The 16,442-nt window shown below is 66.9% G+C and carries 12 protein-coding genes; 4 read left to right on the top strand and 8 right to left on the bottom strand.

Going from position 1 to position 16,442, the window contains the following annotated elements; all coding sequences use genetic code 11:
• Window positions 1-708 (bottom strand): hypothetical protein, encoded by a 708-nt coding sequence (locus tag ACSQ3N_RS21925; protein ID WP_436147450.1) that lies wholly within the window; start codon window positions 706-708, stop codon window positions 1-3.
• A gap of 418 nt (window positions 709-1,126) precedes the next feature.
• Between ACSQ3N_RS21925 and ACSQ3N_RS21920 the strand changes: the two genes are divergently transcribed.
• Window positions 1,127-1,783 carry a DsbA family oxidoreductase gene (locus ACSQ3N_RS21920; protein WP_436147449.1) on the top strand — a complete coding sequence of 219 codons (657 nt, stop codon included), beginning with the start codon at window positions 1,127-1,129 and terminating at the stop codon, window positions 1,781-1,783.
• A 411-nt stretch (window positions 1,784-2,194) separates the two neighbouring features.
• Here ACSQ3N_RS21920 and ACSQ3N_RS21915 read toward each other — a convergent pair whose 3' ends face one another.
• The 3 genes from ACSQ3N_RS21915 to ACSQ3N_RS21905 form a co-directional block, all read right to left on the bottom strand.
• Window positions 2,195-2,722, bottom strand: coding sequence for a CreA family protein (locus ACSQ3N_RS21915; RefSeq protein WP_369817146.1), 528 nt, complete (start codon window positions 2,720-2,722; stop codon window positions 2,195-2,197).
• A gap of 50 nt (window positions 2,723-2,772) precedes the next feature.
• A complete protein-coding gene (gene cphA / locus ACSQ3N_RS21910; RefSeq protein WP_436147448.1) occupies window positions 2,773-5,361 on the bottom strand; it encodes a cyanophycin synthetase in 2,589 nt (862 codons plus the stop codon).
• 237 nt (window positions 5,362-5,598) lie between these two features.
• Window positions 5,599-7,803, bottom strand: a complete 2,205-nt coding sequence (locus ACSQ3N_RS21905) for a cyanophycin synthetase (protein ID WP_436147447.1) — start codon at window positions 7,801-7,803, stop codon at window positions 5,599-5,601.
• 241 nt (window positions 7,804-8,044) lie between these two features.
• Here ACSQ3N_RS21905 and ACSQ3N_RS21900 point away from each other — a divergent pair, with 241 nt between their 5' ends.
• From ACSQ3N_RS21900 to ACSQ3N_RS21890, 3 genes are all read left to right on the top strand, one after another.
• On the top strand, window positions 8,045-10,354 hold the full coding sequence (locus tag ACSQ3N_RS21900) for an ABC transporter ATP-binding protein (protein WP_436147446.1): 2,310 nt from the start codon (window positions 8,045-8,047) through the stop codon (window positions 10,352-10,354).
• 20 nt (window positions 10,355-10,374) lie between these two features.
• Entirely contained in the window at window positions 10,375-10,899 is a 525-nt protein-coding gene (locus ACSQ3N_RS21895) for a DUF1854 domain-containing protein (protein WP_056417552.1), read from the top strand.
• Between the two features lie 500 nt (window positions 10,900-11,399).
• Entirely contained in the window at window positions 11,400-11,831 is a 432-nt protein-coding gene (locus ACSQ3N_RS21890) for a hypothetical protein (RefSeq protein ID WP_436147445.1), read from the top strand.
• Window positions 11,832-12,234: 403 nt separating this feature from the next.
• On the opposite strand, the gene ACSQ3N_RS21885 is transcribed toward ACSQ3N_RS21890, so the two are convergent.
• From ACSQ3N_RS21885 to ACSQ3N_RS21870, 4 genes are all read right to left on the bottom strand, one after another.
• Complete coding sequence (locus tag ACSQ3N_RS21885) at window positions 12,235-12,798, bottom strand: EF-hand domain-containing protein (protein WP_436147444.1); 564 nt, start codon at window positions 12,796-12,798, stop codon at window positions 12,235-12,237.
• Between the two features lie 174 nt (window positions 12,799-12,972).
• A complete protein-coding gene (locus ACSQ3N_RS21880; protein ID WP_056167325.1) occupies window positions 12,973-13,890 on the bottom strand; it encodes a 5'-nucleotidase in 918 nt (305 codons plus the stop codon).
• Window positions 13,891-13,960: 70 nt separating this feature from the next.
• On the bottom strand, window positions 13,961-15,193 hold the full coding sequence (gene gspF / locus ACSQ3N_RS21875; RefSeq protein WP_436147443.1) for a type II secretion system inner membrane protein GspF: 1,233 nt from the start codon (window positions 15,191-15,193) through the stop codon (window positions 13,961-13,963).
• Window positions 15,194-15,400: 207 nt separating this feature from the next.
• Window positions 15,401-16,441 (bottom strand): LLM class flavin-dependent oxidoreductase, encoded by a 1,041-nt coding sequence (locus ACSQ3N_RS21870; protein WP_436147442.1) that lies wholly within the window; start codon window positions 16,439-16,441, stop codon window positions 15,401-15,403.
• Window position 16,442: the final 1 nt, after the last annotated feature.

The following is a 16,442-nucleotide window of genomic DNA, read 5'->3' as shown; positions in this document are numbered from 1 at the left end:
TTAAAACGTGGCCACTTGGGCGATTGCTTTGGTGGCTAGATTCGCCATCCACACTCTAACGTCGTCGACTACGAACACTTCTGCCTTTCGACGGTCGATGTTTCCTTGCACCTTCGTGTCATAGTCCTTGAAGAGGCTTTTTCGAGAGGTTGGCGTGCTTCTGCTTGCGGTAATACTGATGCGATAGCGCCTAGTCGTATTCCACGAAATCTTGTTGACGGCTGCTGTCGGGTTCGGATGATGCGCGGCGGCCAAAATTCCAGAGGCTTGTTGTGTGAGCCTGTTAACTCCATGCCCCGATTCAAATTTGACGAACTCTGGCCAAACATCGTCTCGAACGGTGTCTCTTGGGTTCTCAGTCGCCTTGTCTTCGAAAATTATGGTCGCGACAACGTTCTGAGACGCATCGAGCATTATTTCGAGGCCATCTAGACCCTTTTCCGCATGAATCAGGTGCGGAAGCGCGATTAGGGCGCCTGGCCTGTTCACATGGGCTGCGAGCCATGACATAACTTGAAACATCCACCCATCTCGGTGCCAAGGGTCTGCGCCCTTCTGAGTTAGGAGTTCTACGGCGTCTAATTTCGCCGCGTCGTTCGTGGGTGGAGCCCCCAGTGGGTTCACCGCGTGAAGAATCTCAGCGACGTGCAACGCTTGGCCAATTGCCACCCACGCAATCCACTTTGCAAGGACGTCATCGTCAGGCACTTTCCAAGTATTGCCGGTCCACAGCGAGTCTGTCGCTCCGAACGGAGTTAGATTGATTGGCACGCGACCTCCCCCGACAGCATTTGAGTTTTTACAAGTCTATTGCATACCGAGAACTCGAGGCAGAAGGAAGGGGCGGTGGCTTTAATTCAAGCGGCGCAATATCGTGGTGGTGCGAGGCTTTGGGGAGAGCCGAATTTCCTACACGACCGTGAGCAGTCACGGGGCAGACCCGCAACTTGCATGTTGAATGGCCGCTAAAGTGCGACTAATTCGTAGAAGTGAGTGACCGCACCCGCTGCAAAGCGATCAACTGCCTCACCGCCAGCCACACCAACCGACTCAGTAAACCCCCTCCCACCACGGTTATCCCACCCCGCCTACCATCCCGTCCTTCTTTCCTTCCCAAGGCCCTCCCATGCCCAACCCCACCACCCTCAAAATCGATTTCGTCTCCGATGTCTCCTGCCCCTGGTGCATCATCGGCCTGCAGTCGCTGGAGCAGGCGGCGGACCGCCTCAAGGATGAGGTGGCGCTGGACCTGCACTTTCAGCCGTTCGAGCTGAACCCGCAGATGGGCCCGGAGGGGCAAGACATTGGCGAGCACCTGCAAGAAAAGTACGGCGCGACGCCCGCGCAGAGCCAGAAGAACCGCGACGCCATTGCGGCGCGTGGGGCGGAGCTGGGCTTTACCTTCAGCATGGACAAGCGCAGCCGCATCTACAACACCTTCGATGCGCACCGGCTGCTGCACTGGGCTGAAGAGAAGGGCGTGCAGCCCGCGCTGAAGAAGGCGCTGTTCAAGGCCTATTTCACCGACGGGCAGGACCCGAGCAACCATGAGGTGCTGGCGCGGGTGGCGGGCGAGGTGGGGCTGGATGTGGCCGAGGCGCGTGCGCTGCTGGCGTCGGACCGCTTCACGGACGAGGTGCGCGAGCGGGAGCAGTTGTATCTGCAAAGCGGCATCCACTCCGTGCCGGCCATCATCATCAACGAGCGGCACCTGATCCAGGGTGGGCAGCCGGTGGAGGTGTTCGAGCAGGCGCTGCGGCAGATTGCGGCGCAGCAGGGGTGAGGCTGATGGTTTGCTATTGAATGTATAGCTGCTAGCGCTTGCTGGATAAGCGGTAGGGGGCTGAATTACATAAAAACAAAGGGGCCCTGGGGCCCCTTTGTCGTTGTGGTGTGGTGGTGTGCTTGTCGTGCTGTGCGTTGCTTTGAGTCGTGTGCGGCTTTGGGCTCGGTTCATTCACATCGCGCTAAACGGGCTTGGGCGGACTGCTGCGCAGCGCTTCGACAAGCTCAGCGTGAACGGACTGGGGTGGGGTGCCAGGAGCGGGGCGCGATGCCTGCTCCGGTTGATAGTGACGCGGCCACAGCCACAGCCGCAACCGCAATCGCAATCGCAATCGCAATCGCAATCGCAATCGCAATCGCAATCGCAATCGCAACTGCAACTGCAACTGCAATCGCAGCTACGAGGGCATCACTTGCGCAGCGGGATGGCCGTGGCGCGGTCCACGGGTACGGCGGTCACGCTGTTTTGCGGGGAGCCGTCCACCAGTTTTTCAGAGTACGTCAGGTACACCAGTGTGTTGCGTGTGGCGTCCACCATGCGCACGATGCGCAGGCGCTTGAACAGGATGGACATGCGTTCGCTGAAGACTTCTTCCTGCTTTTTCAACGGCTCCGGAAAGCTGATGGGCCCGACCTGGCGGCAGGCGATGGAGGCCTCGGCGCGGTCTTCGGCCAGGCCCAGCGTGCCCTTGATGCCGCCGGTGCGGGCGCGCGAGACGTAGCAGGTCACGCCCTGCACGGCGGGGTCGTCGTACGCTTCCACGATGATGTCGTGGTCGCGGCCCACCCACTGGAAGGCGGTGTCCACGGTGCCGATCTTTTCGCCGGACGCGGCGTGCGCCGGTGCGGCCATGCCCATGCACAGGGCCGACGCTGCGAGCGCAGCGAAGGCGGCAGCGGCCCGGGTCTTGGTCGTCTGCATGGTCGTGATCTTCATGGTCATCGTCATTGTGGGCCGCGCCTTCTTCGTCATCATCACAATCATCGTCACGCGGCCGTTCCGGGCGCGGGGGCTTCGGTGCAGCGCTGGGCCAGGTGGGCCAGGGCTTCTTCGACCTGGTCGACCAGCACCAGGCACAGGTCGCCGGGCTGCAGGCGCTCCAGGGCGGCGTCGATGGCGATGAATTCGCCGCGGATCTCTTCGACGTGCTTCGTGCGGGGCGCGCCGGCCAGGCCTTCGCGCAGCAGGTTCATCACTTCGCCGTCGGCACGGCCGCGCTGGGCGGCGTCTTGGTACAGGATGACGTCGTCGAACGCGGCACCCAGGATGACGGTCTGCTCGCGGATGTCCTCGTCGCGGCGGTCGCCCGCGCCGCTGATGACCACGCTGCGGCGCTTGGCGGGCAGGGCGTCGACGGCCTGCACCAGGGCGCGCATGGCATCGGGGTTGTGGCCGTAGTCGGCGATCACGGTGGCGCCGCGGTAGTCCATGATGTTGAAGCGGCCCGGTGCGTTGTCGCTGTCGTTCACAAAGCCCGACAGGCCGCGGCGGATGGTCTGCCAGGGCATGCCCACCCCCCAGGCGGCGGCGACGGAAGCCATGACGTTCTCGACCTGGAAGCCGATCTTGCCGTTGCGGGTGATGGGCACGTCGCGCAGGTGGATGGTTTCGCGCCACGAGCCTTCGGATGCGACGATGGAGTCGCCGTCCACGTACACCGTGCGGTGGCCCTGCGCGCGGTGCGTGGCCATCACGGGGTGGTGGCGGTCGGCCGCAAAGAAGATGATCTTGCCGGGGCACGACGGTGCCATGGCCGCCACGATGGGGTCGGCCGCGTTCAGCACGCCGTAGCCGGTGGTGGCCACGTTCTGCACGATCACGCGCTTCAAGACCGCCAGGTCTTCCACCGTGGTGATGTAGTTCAGCCCCAGGTGGTCGCCCGCGCCGATGTTGGTGACCACGGCCACCTGGCAGCGGTCAAATCCCAGGCCTTCGCGCAGGATGCCGCCGCGGGCGGTCTCGAACACGGCGGCGTCCACCTCGGGGTGCAGCAGCACGTTGCGGGCGCTCTTGGGGCCGCTGCAGTCGCCGCTGTCGATCTGGCGGCCGTTGACGTACACGCCGTCGGTGTTGGTCATGCCCACGCGCAGGCCCTGGGCCGTGAACAGGTGGGCGATGAGGCGCGCGGTGGTGGTCTTGCCGTTGGTGCCGGTGACGGCCACGGTGGGGATGCGGCCGTCGTCGCCATGCGCATACAGCTTGTCGACCATGGCCTGGCCCACGTTGCGGGGCTTGCCGTAGCTGGGCGCCAGGTGCATGCGCAGGCCGGGGGCGGCGTTCACTTCGACAAAGCCGCCGCCTTGCTCTTCCAGCGGGCGCAGCACGGTCTCGGCGACCATGTCCACGCCGCAGATGTGCAGGCCGACCATTTGGGCGGCGGCGATGGCGCGCGCGGCGACTTCAGGGTGCACGTCGTCGGTCACGTCGGTGGCGGTGCCGCCGGTGGACAGGTTGGCGTTGTTGCGCAGGATGACGCGCTGGCCCTTGTCAGGCACGGAGTCGGGCGTGAGGCCCTGCAGCGTGAGGCGTGCGACGGCGATGTCATCCAGGCGGATCTTGGTGAGCGAGGTGGCGTGGCCTTCGCCACGGCGCGGGTCCTGGTTGACGATGTCCACCAGCTCGCGCACGGTGCGCTGGCCGTCGCCCAGCACCTGGGGCGGCTCGCGGCGCGCGGCGGCCACCAACTGGTCGCCCACCACCAGCAGGCGGAAGTCGTGGCCGGGCAGAAAGCGCTCGACCATCACGGTGCCGTATTCGGCCGCGGTGCGGAAGGCTTCGTCGAGCTGCGCGCGGTCGGTGATGTTGACGGTGACGCCCTTGCCCTGGTTGCCGTCCTGCGGCTTGACCACCACGGGCAGGCCGACCTTGAGCGCGACTTCCCAGGCCTCGTCCAGCGTGTCGACGGGCTTGCCCAGCGGCACGGGCACGCCGGCGGCGTGCAGCAGGCGCTTGGTCAGGTCTTTGTCCTGGCCGATGGATTCGGCCACGGCGCTGGTGGAGTCGACCTCGGCGGCCTGGATGCGGCGCTGCTTGGAGCCCCAGCCAAACTGCACCAGGCTGCCGCGCGTGAGGCGCCGGTACGGAATGTTGCGCGCCACGGCGGCGGCGACGATGGAGCCGGTGCTGGGGCCCAGGCGCTCGTCTTCGTCCAGCTCGCGCAGCTCGGCGACGACGGCATCGGCGTCGAAGTTGCCGGTGCCTTGCGCGGCGTGGATGAGGTGCTCGGCGTATTCAAACGCCTTGCGGCCCACGGCTTCTTCGCTGTATTCCACCACCACCTGGTACACGCCCGCGTCGGTGGTGGCGGTGGTGCGCGCAAAGGTGACGGGGCAGCCGGCCTGGGCCTGCAGCGCCAGGGCGGCGGTCTGCAGCACGTGGGCCAGCGAGATGTCGGGGCCGCCGCTTTCCGGGTGCAGTGCGCCGATGCCCGGGAACAGCGCCCGCAGGCGGGCTTCGAACCCGGCCATCTGGCTGACGGCACGCTCGGCTTCAGGGCAGGTCACGATGGCCTCGATGGCCATGTGGCGGCTCCAGAGATTGGGGCCGCGCAGGGCCCGTGTGCGGGATACATCCATGGGGAGTCTCTTTCTCAATATCCGTCGGGACCACAGTCCGACTTCACTACATCTGTCAGGTTGCTCAGCGTCAATTTCACACAGTACGTGGTGACGCCAGCGGCACATGAAACTGGCGCGACCAAGGCGAGTGCCCCCGCGCAAGGGCCGCCCCGCCGCGCTGGGGGCGTTCCCCTCCCGTATTGCGCAGCAATACGAGAGAGGGGGAAGGCGCGAAGCGACTCAGGGGGTGCCATTTCAGGTGGGCAGGCCAAGGGGGGCGGGCAAGTCGGGCTCGAAGGTCTTGATGCCCGCGCCGATCAGGTCGGGCGCGATGTCCAGCGCCCAGGCGGCGCCCACGGCGGCCAGCAGGGCGTCGGTGTCGGGCACCACGGCGTTGCGGCCGAAGGTCAGGTCGGCCAGCGAACCCAGCACGTGCTCGGCACTGCCGGTGGCCAGCACCACGCGGCCGTTCTTGACGATGACGGCGCGGCCGTTGTCGGTGGCGCGGTGTTCGACGATGACGGGCAGGGTCGGGTCCTGCGCGTACAGCACGACCGAGCCGTCCGACAGGGGCGCCAGATCGGCCACCTGCTCGATGGCGGCGTTCAGCACCGCGGCGCCTTCGGACAGCACCACGTCGACCTGGGTGCGCATCACCTTGGTCATCTGGTCTTGTTCATGCACGTCGAACTCGGCCAGCGTTTCCACGCCGTCCATGTCGGTCACCACGCCCACCTGGCAGCGGTCGTACGCCAGGCCGTCGCGCAGGATGGTGCGGGCGTCGCTTTCGATCACGGCGGCCTGCACGGTCTGGTTCATCAGCAGGCGGTGGGCGGCTTCCCAGTGCGCGCAGTCGGTGGTCTCGACACAGCGGCGGTCCAGGAACAGGCCTTCGCGGCAGGCCAGGCCGGTGTGGTGGCCGCCCAGGTGCAGCAGCCAGGCCACCAGCCGCGCAATGGTCGATGTGCTGCGCGTGCCGGCCACGCCCACCACCGGAATGCGGCCCACGGGGCCGGAGTCGTCTTCGGACGGGAACAGGTGTTCGGCAATGGCCTGGCCCACGGGGCGGGGCGCGCCCACGGCGGGCTTCAGGTGCATCAGCAGGCCGGGGCCGGCGTTCACTTCGACGATGGCGCCGCCCTGCGTGTGCAGGGGCTTGGAGATGTCGAGCGCCACCATGTCGATGCCGGCGATGTCGAGGCCCACCACCTTGGCGGCGAGCTGGGCGATGTAGGCGACCTCGGGGTGCACGTCGTCCGTGCAGTCCACGGCCACGTTGCCGTTGCGCTGCACCACGATTACGCGGCCCGCGGCGGGCACGGAGTCGGCGCCCAGGTCCTGGCGCTTGAGTTCGAGTTGCACCTTGGTGTCGGTGGCCAGGTCGATGATCTCGAGCGGGTACTCTTCTTCGTAGCCGCGGCGCGGGTCGGAGTTGAGCTGGGTGTCGACCAGCTCGCGCACGGTGGAGCGGCCGTTGCCGGTGATGCTGACCACCTCGCCACGCGCTGCGGCCACGACCTTGCCGCCCACCACCAGCAGGCGGTGTTCGTCGCCGGGGATGAAGCTCTCGACCATGACGTCGCTGCCTTCGGGGTAGGCCACGTGGTAGGCCGCCTCGATGTCTTCCTGCTTGCGCAAATCGAGCGTGACGCCGCGGCCGTGGTTGCCGTCGGACGGCTTGACCACCACGGGCAGCCCGATGTCCTGGGCGGCCTCCCACGCTTCTGCCGGGCTGTTGACGACCTGGCCTTCAGGAATGGGCACGCCGCAGGCCTTGAGCAAGGTCTTGGTCAGGTCTTTGTCGCTGGCGATGCCTTCGGCGATGGCGCTGGTGAACTCGGTCTCGGCCGTCCAGATGCGGCGCTGGCTGGCGCCGTAGCCCAGCTGCACCAGGTTGCCGTCGTTCAGGCGGATGTGCGGGATGCCGCGGTCGGTGGCGGCGGTGACGATGCAGGCGGTGCTGGGGCCGAGGTACTGGTCGTCCACCTCGGTGCGCACGCGGGCCACGGCGGCCTTCACGTCGAACGGTTCGTCGTTGATGGCCGCCATGATGAGTGCATGGCCCTGGGCCAGCGCCACGCGCGCCACGCTTTCGTCGCGGGCGCGGAACACCATGCGGTACACGCCGCGCTGGCTGGTGCTGCGCGTCTGGCCGAAGCCGGTGGGCATGCCCGCCAGGTTCAAGAGCTCGATCACGATGTGCTCGAGCACGTGGCCGCACCAGGTGCCTTCTTCCAGGCGCTGCAGAAAGCCGCCGCGCTCGCCCACGCCGCAGTGGTGTTCGATGAGTGCGGGCAGCCAGGCGGTCAGGCGGGGGGTGAAGCCGGGGATGGTGTGGGAGGGGTAGTCCTCCAGTTCGCCCAGGTCCAGCCAGACTTCCAGGACCGGCCGGTAGGTCCAGATATTGGGTCCGCGCAGGTAGTTGATGCGCAGCAGTTGGATGTCGTTGAGTTTCGCCATGGATTGCAGCGGGTGTGTTTGCGGCCTTGGAAGGGCGTCGAAGGACAAAGAAGACGTGATGGAGGGGGATTGTGCGTCAGCCGCGCACTGGCTGGCAGTGTCAGCCAAATGATCGCTGCAGACGTTACATGAGGATGCCGCCACGCATCGAAAGAGGTTCTGAGGCGCAGTATCGGCGAGAATTCGCGCTTTCGCGAGACCGGTTGCGGCAGGCTGCCGGGAGCGGGGATACCAACCAAAAATGCAACATCACCATTCTGTGGACGCCTCGGGTGTCTTTTCCAGCCCCGTGGGGGCTGATCTGCGGGCCATGCTCGCACCCAGAGAGAACGTGCTGGCCGCGTTACAGGTTGACCTGACCGCGGATCTGCGGTTTGGCTCCGGCTGGGTGGTGGTGACGTCCGAGCGCCTTCTGGCCTGCGACCCGGGCACGACCGCCTGGCACGCCTGGCCTCTGGGCGAGGGGCTGTCGCTGCGCATGCAGGACCACGGAGGCGTGGGCTCGCTCGAGTTGCATGGCCCCGCACAGCGCCTGGCGCTGTGGCGCTTTACCCTGGCGCACCATGCCCAGGCGCTGCGCCTGGTGCAGCGGTTCGAGCAGCACGTCGCCCGGGGCGACACGGCCACCGAGGCCGAGGCGGACGAGCCGGTGTGCCCCACCTGCCACACGCCCCTGCCGCCCGACACCGAGGAATGCCCCGCCTGCGCGCGCGCACAGCCGCCGCAGACGTCCACCTGGGTGCTGCTGCGCCTGTGGCGCTTTGCGCGGCCCTACCGCAAGCACCTGGCTGCCGGTTTCGGGCTGACGCTGGCGTCCACCGCGGCCACGCTGGTGCCGCCGTACCTGACCATCCCGCTGATGGACGACATCCTGATCCCGTTCCAGAACGGTAAGCAGATCGACCCGGGCCTGGTGCTGCTGTACCTGAGCGGCCTGCTGGCATCGGCCCTGGCGGCCTGGGGCCTCTCCTGGGCGCGCACGTACATCCTGGCGCTGGTGTCCGAGCGCATCGGCGCCGACCTGCGCACCACCACGTACGAGCATTTGCTGCGCCTGTCTCTCGACTACTTCGGCGGCAAGCGCACCGGCGACCTGATGGCGCGCATCGGCTCGGAGACGGACCGCATCAACGTCTTCCTGTCGCTGCACGCGCTCGACTTCGTGACCGACGTGCTCATGATCATGATGACGGCGGCCATCCTGTTCTCCATCAACCCGTGGCTGGCCCTGGTCACGCTGGTGCCGCTGCCCTTCATCGCCTGGATGATCCACACCGTGCGCGACCGGCTGCGCACCGGCTTCGAGAAGATCGACCGCGTGTGGTCCGAGGTGACCAACGTGCTGGCCGACACCATCCCCGGCATCCGCGTGGTCAAGGCCTTCGCCCAGGAAAAGCGCGAGGCCGAGCGCTTTCGTGCGGCCAACCAGCACAACCTGGAAGTCAACGACAAGCTCAACAAGACGTGGAGCCTGTTCACCCCCACGGTGTCGCTGCTGACCGAAATCGGCCTGCTGGTGGTGTGGGGCTTCGGCATCTGGCTGGTGTCGCGCAACCAGATCACGGTGGGTGTGCTGACCGCCTTCATCGCCTACATCGGGCGCTTTTACAGCCGGCTCGATTCGATGAGCCGCATCGTGTCGGTCACGCAGAAGGCCGCTGCGGGCGCCAAGCGCATCTTCGACATCCTGGACCACGTGAGCAACGTGCCCGACCCCGCCCAGCCGGTGAAGGTGGACCGGGTCGAGGGTGCCATCGCCATGCGCAACGTCGGCTTCAGGTACGGCAGCCGCTCGGTGATCAAGGGGCTGGACCTGGACATCCGTCCCGGCGAGATGATCGGCCTGGTGGGCCACAGCGGCTCGGGCAAGAGCACGCTGGTGAACCTGATCAGCCGCTTCTATGACGTGAGCGAAGGCTCCATCCAGGTCGATGGCGTGGACGTGCGCCGCTTCGCCGTGGCCGACTACCGCCGCCACATCGGCCTGGTGCTGCAGGAGCCCTTCTTGTTCTTCGGCACCATTGCCGAGAACATTGCCTACGGCAAGCCTGAGGCCACGCGCCAGGAGATCATTGCCGCCGCCCGCGCCGCGCACGCGCACGAGTTCATCCTGCGCCTGCCGCACGGCTACGACTCGCTGGTGGGCGAGCGCGGCCAGGGCCTGTCGGGTGGCGAGCGCCAGCGCATCTCCATTGCCCGTGCGTTGCTGATCGACCCGCGCATCCTGATCCTGGACGAGGCCACCTCGGCCGTCGATACCGAGACGGAAAAGGAGATCCAGAAGGCGCTCGACAACCTGGTGCAGGGCCGCACCACCATCGCCATCGCCCACCGCCTGTCCACGCTGCGCAAGGCCGACCGCCTGGTGGTGATGGACCGCGGCGAGGTGGTCGAGGTCGGGCCGCACGACGAGCTGATGGAAAAGCAGGGCGCCTACTGGCGCCTGTACGAAGCGCAAGCCCGCCGCGCCGAAGAAGACGCCCAGGCCGCTGGCGTCGTCATTGTCGACAGCAGCCTGCTGCACCCGGCGCACCCTGCCGGCAACGCCTGAACGAACCGCTGGAGCCTGCGATGAACGACGACGCCCACACTGCCAACGCCCGCCCTGCACCCCGCGCCGCGCTGCCGCTGGCCGCTTTCACGCTCAGCCGCAATGCGCATGGCCGGCTGGTGCTGACCTTCGCCGATGGCACGGTGCACGAGAGCATCACGCCCGTGCGGGCATTCCCGATTGCCGCGCCGGACGAGGGGCTGTCTATCGTCGGCACCGACGGCCATGAACTGGTCTGGGTGGACCGCATGACCCAGCTGGACGCGGCCGCGCTGCGCCTGATCGAAGAGGAACTCGAAGCCCGGGAGTTTGTGCCCACTATCGAGAAAATCGTCGCGGTCTCGAGCTTCTCGACCCCCAGCACCTGGGATGTGGTGACCGACCGCGGTACGGCCAAGCTGGTGCTCAAGGCCGAAGAAGACATCCGCCGCCTGGGCGGGCGCACCCGGCTGTTGATCGCGGCCAACGACGGCCTGCAGTTCCGCGTGCCCGACACCACCGCGCTGGACAAGCACTCGCGCAAACTGCTCGAACGGTTCCTCTGACGTCGGGCCGCGCCTGCGGCCTCTCCAGACGAGCAGCCCAGTGGCGGCGCTGCGCACGCCCGCGCACATCTGCGCATTCGGGTCTTTGCATCTCCGGCATGACGAGGGCGCTGTACGATGCTGCCCGGAGCGCCAATGGCCTTCATGGGGCCCTTGGATCGCATGGCGCCGGGGCATTCCCGCGCTGCTTGCCCCCCGTTGACAGCCGCCTTGCCCGAAAGCGGCTCCGATTTCGTCTTTTTCTGCCAAAAGGCGCGTCCACAACGGTGCGCCGGCTTCTGCATCTTCCGATCCAATCATCCTGAGAACCGCACCTATGGCGGCTCAAGGCCGTCTTAAGGCCCGCGGGCGGTTGCAAACGCCATCAAACACCTAGGGAAAACCCTATTTTTTGTTTGATCGGTGAAAAAGACCTAAATTTCCCTTTCTTTTTGCCGTAATGAAGTACGAAGAAGGTGAAAGACCCTCTGCACGTTTTTACCAACTACCGGGCCCTCGTCATGCAAATGCCACCTGTCGACCGATCGCCGAGTTGGCGTCCTCAGGGCGCTGATTTGTATTCCACCGGGGCCTCGGGCGCGCCACCCGTGCGTCCTGTCAACGCTCCCAACCCCGTCGAGTCCATGGACCGGCTGGGCGAGGGCGCCATCGTGCGAGAGCCGGACAAGCCGTCCAACCCCGACACCGCCAACCGCGACTGGACCGAGGTCAAGAAGAAGAACACCGTCGAAGAGCCGCCGGAGCCGCCCAAGGAGCCCATTTACAAGCAGCTGCTCGAGCTGATCCAGTCCATGTGGCGCGCCAGCGGCAGCGCGGTGGAAGTGGCCCAGGACATCAACAAGATGACCCTGCAGGAGCGCTTGGCACAGCAGGCCAAGAACGAGCCGTTGATCTACTCGGACCCGAAGGTCAAGCGCACGGGCGGGCTGTAGGCCGCCGACAGGTTCGTCCGTCGCCCAAATAAAAAGCGCAGTGCGGTTCGCAGTGCGCTTTTTCTTTTTGGATGGGGCTTTTGACGTGGGTTGCGGCAGGTCGATCCAGAGGCGGGCAGCGGGGGGGCCGGCTGCCGTGGGTAGGGTGGGCCGCTCTCACCGTCTGCTGGGTGTTCGATGGAATTGCTATTAAAAATATAGCTGTCGGCGCTTGCTGAGTAAGCGGTAGAGGCTATTTTTGGCCATTTTTGATCAGAAAAGCAGCTGCACTGGCACCGCTTGGGCTTTGCTGGGCCAGCCAGCGACCAAGCTGGTCGATGGTGAACCCATGTCATCCCATGCCACGCCGATCCGGCCCAAGCTTTACCACTCCCAGGTACCCAAGACCGATGCCGGCGCCCACTCAGGGCTGGGCTGAAGACGCTTTCGGCAAGGGGGCTGCCGGCGGTGGCTCGGACGCCAAGGCCGGTGCCGCTGTCGGAACTGGTGTTGTGACTGGCGCCGGTGCCGGGGCTGGGGCTGGTGCCGGGGCTGCGGCTGCTGGTGCCGATGACTGCGGGCTGACAGCAGCCTGCTCGGCCTTCTTGCGGTCTCGCTCGGCACGGTACTTGGCGGCGAAGGCGCGGACTTCCGCGTACGACGCAAAGCCGTCGTGGTCTGTGTCCGCATCATCGAAAGCCGCGGCCAGGCGGGGGAACAGCTTGACCTCAGACCGGCTCAGCTTGCCGTCGCCGTTGAAGTCCAGCATCTTGAACTCGCGGATCGCTTTGATCTCGCCTTTGGAGAGGCCGGGCTGCGATTCGTCGGGCACCGCAGTGGTGGCTGCGGCAGGTGGTGGCGCTTTCGCGTTCGCTGGCTGCTGCGCGAACGCGTTGCTGCAAAACGCAGTGGCACCCAGAACGATGGAGGCAATGGACGCGATGGATGTGATCGATGCCAGTGACGTGTTTGAAATTGTTTTGGGCAATACAGGCTCCTTCGACGCAAGGTCGTGATGGTGGCATGGTGTCACAGGTGGGCCCCCAGCCCGCGGATTGCAACGGGGGCTTTGCAGCCTTCACCCAGTGTTGCAGGGGCTTTGCAGAACTTTTCAGGCCGGTGCGCACGGGTTGCGGTGCGCTCAGGCGCCCGGCGGCGGCGTCTACTGGCCGTCGGCCTTGAGCGGGTTCGAGATGCCGCTGTTCACGTGGCCCGCTGGCACATGGCGCGCGGCGGACGTCGCATGGCCCGTCTGGTCGTCGAAGAAGAAGTCGGGCTCGAACTCGCGCAGGAACGGGCCCTTTTCAAGACCGCCCAAAAACATGGCTTCGTCCACGGCCAGGTTCCATTTCAGAAGGGTGTTGATGGCGCGCTCATGGGCGGGCGCGCTGCGGGCCGTGACCAGCGCAGTGCGCAGCTTCATGCCTGCGGCGCCGGCTTGCTGCTGCAACTGGTGCAGGGCGGCCAGCAGTGGCTTGAACGGGCCACCTGACAGGGGCAGCGCCGCCTTGCTGATCTCGTGCAGTTGAAACGCCGCCAGCCCCTCGGCCTGGTACACGCGCTCGGCCTCGTCGGAGAACAGCACCGCGTCGCCGTCGAAGGCGATGCGCAGCTCGTTCGGGTAGTTGGAGCCGGCCGCAGCCGAATCGGTGAGCACCCGCGCCGCCGGGAAGCCCAGCGCCAGCGCCTCGCTCACGTCCTTCTCGTTGGCCGACAGGAACAGGTGCGCGCCCAGCGGACGCAGATACTTGAACGGGTCGCGGCCCTGGGTGAACACGCCGCGCTCCAGCGGCAATCCGGCGTTGTGGGCCGAATGAAAAATGCGCAGCGCACTCACCGGGTCGTTGCGCGACAGGATGACCACCTCCACCGGCCGCGCATCGGCCGTGTTGAAGGCCAGCAGCTTGTTCACCAGCGGAAACGCCACGCCGGGCTTGGCCGGCACATGCAGCCGCTGCTGCTGCAGCTCCATGTAGGGGCGCGGGTCCAGCGGGTCGAAGATGCGGTTTTCTTCCTCGAAGTCGAAGAGCGCCCGTGAGGAGATCGCCACTACGAGCTTGTCGTCCAGAGTCAACGCCATGGTATTTCCTAACGTCCATTGCCGCCCGGCGGGCCGCCCAGCGCAGGGGCGCGGCGCCGGGCTGCTTTTCTTATTTCACAAACTGGTTGAGCTGGATGATGGGCAGCAGCACGGCCAGCACGATCATCATGACGATGAGGCCCATGCCCACGATGAGCAGCGGCTCCAGGATGGTGGCCAGTGCCATGGCGCGGCGCTGCACCTCGGTGGACAGCTGGCGTGCTGCGCGCTGCAGCATCACCGGCAACTGGCCGGTCTGCTCGCCCAGCCGCGCGAACATCGACAGCAGGCCCGGAAAGCGCTTTTTCTGCGCCAGGGCCGAGGCCAGCGGCGCGCCTTCGCGCACCAGCACCAGCGCATCGAGCGCGTCGGCGCGCAGCGCCTGATTGCTCAGGGTTTCGGCAGCGGCCTGCAGCGCTTTGAGGATGGGCACCCCGGCGCCCGACAGCATGGCCAGCGTGCTGGCAAACCGCGCGGCGTTGTAGCCGCGCGCCAGCTTGCCCACCAGGGGCAAATTCAGCCACGCGGCGTCGAACCTTTCGCGCACCGAGCTGATGGTCAGCGCCCAGCGCCCGGCGCTGCCCAGCACCACCAGGGCCAGCAGCATCGCCCAGCCGTAGTTGCGCACAAAGGCGCTGATGCCCAGCATGGCGACGGTCAGGAAGGGCAGCGCGCGCTTGGTGCCCGCAAACACGCTGGCCACCTGCGGCACGACGTAGCCCACCAGGAATAGGACGATCACGATGGCGACGATGGTCACGATGGCGGGGTAGAGCGCCGCGCCCATCAGCTTGGCCTTGAGCGCCTGGCGCTCTTCCAGGTCGTCGGCCAGCCGCTCCAGCACCAGGCCCAGGTTGCCGCTGTGCTCGCCCGCGCCGATCACGGCGCAGTAGATGTCCGAGAACTCGCGCCGGTGCTGCGACAGCGCCCGCGCAAACGACGCGCCGGCGTTGACCTCGGCCCGCAGGGCCGCGACCAGGTGGCGCTGGCGCTCGTCCTCAGCCTCTTCCGACAACGCGGTCAGTGCGCGCTCCAGCGGCAGGCCCGACGACACCAGCCCCGCAAGCTGGCGCGTCCAGATGGACAGCGCCGTGGCGCCGAACACGGGCCGGGTGAACAGGCGCTGGCCGAGGCCGGGAGCGCCGCCCTGGGTCGATTGGCCGGTCTGCACCATCTCCACCGACAGGGGCACCAGCGCCTGGGCCCGCAGCAGGCCGCGCGCGGCCTTGGCGGTGTCGGCCTCCATGAGGCCCTTGCGGGTCTGGCCCTGGGCGTCCAGGGCTTCAAAGGAAAAAGCGGGCATGCGGCGTGGGCGTGGGGCGTGAAGAGGCGGTCTGTCTGTGTGCCGGCTGCCCGGTTGGGGGCAGTCACCGGCGGAGCATTCGGTAGCCCGAGATGGTAGCCGCTACCCGTGGGCCGTTTCGCAGACTGCGTCACGCAATCCCTTTGCGCGGTGCTTTGCGTGACCTCCTTGCGCAGACGCCGGCGTGTCGCCCGCTGCGCTCCGGCTTCAGGCGGCCACTGCCGGCCCGCTGGCGGGCACCCCAAGGGCCGCGTGGGCCTCTGCCGCAATCTCCAGCGAGCGCAACCGCAGGGCCGGGTCCCACACGTCGCTCACCAGCATGAACTCGTCAGCCTGGGTGGACTCGGCCAGCTGCGCAAGGCCTGCGCGCACGGTCTCGGGCCCGCCGATGACCGCTGCCGCCAGAAAGTCGCCAATCGCGGCGCGCTCTTGCGGCTGCAGGCGGGCAGCGAAGTTGTCGATGGGCGGCAGCAGGCGGCGGCGGTCGCCCGTCAGGATGCCCAGCACGCGCTGGTAGGTGCTGCTGGCCAGGTACTCCGCCTCGTCGTCGGTGGGCGCTGCGATCAGCGGCACGCCGATGGCCAGGTACGGCTTGGGCCACGCGGCAGACGGGCGGTACAGGTTGCGGTACAGGTCGATCGCCTGGTGCAGCAGGCGCGGCGCAAAGTGCGATGCAAACGCATAGGGCAGGCCGCGCTCGGCCGCCAGCTGCGCCGAGAACAAGCTCGAGCCCAGCAGCCAGATCGGCACATTGGTGCCCGCACCCGGCATGGCGATCAGGCGCTGGCCAGGCACCTCGGGCGCCAGCAGGCGCTGCAGCTCGGCCACGTCCTGCGGAAAATCATCGGCCGTCTCCACCCGGCTGCGGCGCAGCGCACGCATGGTGGCGGGGTCGGTGCCCGGCGCGCGGCCCAGGCCCAGGTCGATGCGGCCGGGGAACAGCTCGGCCAGCGTGCCAAAGGCCTCGGCCACCACCAGCGGTGCGTGGTTGGGCAACATCACCCCGCCCGAACCCACGCGGATGCGCGACGTGCCGCCCGCGATGTGGCCCACCAGCACCGCGGTGGCCGAACTGGCGATGCCCGACATGTTGTGGTGCTCGGCCAGCCAGTAGCGGGCAAAACCCAGTTTTTCAGCATGTTGTGCGGTGCGCAGGGCAATCTGCAGCGCCTCGGCCACCGTGCCGCCTTCGCGGACGGCAACCAGGTCAAGCATGGACAGGGCGGAACGGGGTGCGGTGGAAGTCATG

Source organism: Acidovorax sp. LjRoot194 (assembly GCF_964253015.1).
In the GTDB taxonomy this organism is placed as follows: Bacteria; Pseudomonadota; Gammaproteobacteria; order Burkholderiales; family Burkholderiaceae_C; genus Acidovorax.
The sequence above is the reverse complement of the archived record's forward strand: the minus strand, read 5'-3'. Positions and strand labels throughout refer to the sequence as shown.

What these genes read in the sequence shown, in the direction of transcription:
- cphA (WP_436147448.1), bottom strand. Translation starts at nt 5,361, where the DNA reads ATGGATGTATCCCGCACACGGGCCCTGCGCGGCCCCAATCTCTGGAGC.
- ACSQ3N_RS21890 (WP_436147445.1), top strand. Translation starts at nt 11,400, where the DNA reads ATGCAAATGCCACCTGTCGACCGATCGCCGAGTTGGCGTCCTCAGGGC.
- ACSQ3N_RS21920 (WP_436147449.1), top strand. Translation starts at nt 1,127, where the DNA reads ATGCCCAACCCCACCACCCTCAAAATCGATTTCGTCTCCGATGTCTCC.
- ACSQ3N_RS21905 (WP_436147447.1), bottom strand. Translation starts at nt 7,803, where the DNA reads ATGGCGAAACTCAACGACATCCAACTGCTGCGCATCAACTACCTGCGC.
- ACSQ3N_RS21895 (WP_056417552.1), top strand. Translation starts at nt 10,375, where the DNA reads ATGAACGACGACGCCCACACTGCCAACGCCCGCCCTGCACCCCGCGCC.
- ACSQ3N_RS21900 (WP_436147446.1), top strand. Translation starts at nt 8,045, where the DNA reads ATGCAACATCACCATTCTGTGGACGCCTCGGGTGTCTTTTCCAGCCCC.
- ACSQ3N_RS21870 (WP_436147442.1), bottom strand. Translation starts at nt 16,441, where the DNA reads ATGACTTCCACCGCACCCCGTTCCGCCCTGTCCATGCTTGACCTGGTT.
- ACSQ3N_RS21880 (WP_056167325.1), bottom strand. Translation starts at nt 13,890, where the DNA reads ATGGCGTTGACTCTGGACGACAAGCTCGTAGTGGCGATCTCCTCACGG.
- gspF (WP_436147443.1), bottom strand. Translation starts at nt 15,193, where the DNA reads ATGCCCGCTTTTTCCTTTGAAGCCCTGGACGCCCAGGGCCAGACCCGC.
- ACSQ3N_RS21915 (WP_369817146.1), bottom strand. Translation starts at nt 2,722, where the DNA reads ATGAAGATCACGACCATGCAGACGACCAAGACCCGGGCCGCTGCCGCC.